The organism is Streptococcus suis YS56, from assembly GCF_000440115.1.
Classification (GTDB): domain Bacteria; phylum Bacillota; class Bacilli; order Lactobacillales; family Streptococcaceae; genus Streptococcus; species Streptococcus suis_L.
In genome coordinates this window covers 1-569 of record NZ_ALMY01000066.1, presented here as the reverse complement: position 1 = coordinate 569, position 569 = coordinate 1, and the positions used below count along the sequence as shown (strand labels likewise).

The 569-nt window shown below is 36.7% G+C and carries 1 pseudogene; it reads left to right on the top strand.

Annotated elements, in window-relative coordinates:
* Nucleotides 1-45 precede the first annotated feature (45 nt).
* Nucleotides 46-569 (top strand): annotated as a pseudogene (locus tag SST62_RS0107845) (transposase); the annotation flags it as partial.

Here is a 569-nt window from a genome sequence, read left to right as displayed (position 1 = left end):
GCGTACTTTTTCGTACTGTGGTATAATAGAGTGAGGTGCGAATCTATGAGAGTTAAAAAATCAGTATCTAAAAACACAATCAACTATGCCATTATTAAAGATATCAAGGTCGGAAACAAACGGACATCAACTATTGTTGAAAATCTGGGTAATCACGAAACCCTTCAACAGCTACATCCCGAAATGGAACCAATGGAATGGGCAAAATTGCGGGCTAAAGAGTTAACCGAACTCGATAAAGAAGATAAACAAGAAGTATTAGTCAAACTACATGAGAATAAACAGTTGAAACAAAATCAACGAAATGAATATCATGGGGGATATTTGTTTCTACAGAATATCTATTATCAGTTGGGATTGGATAAAATCTGTCGCGATATTCAGAAAAGGTATCACTTTAGTTTTCAATTAGATACCACTCTCTCGCGTCTTCTCTATGGAAGGATAGTATCTCCGTCCTCTAAACGCTCTACTGCTCAATTCTCACAAACCCTTCTAGAACCTACAACTATTGAACTCCAACATCTCTACCGAGGATTAGAAATTATTGCCAAAGAGACGGATTTCAT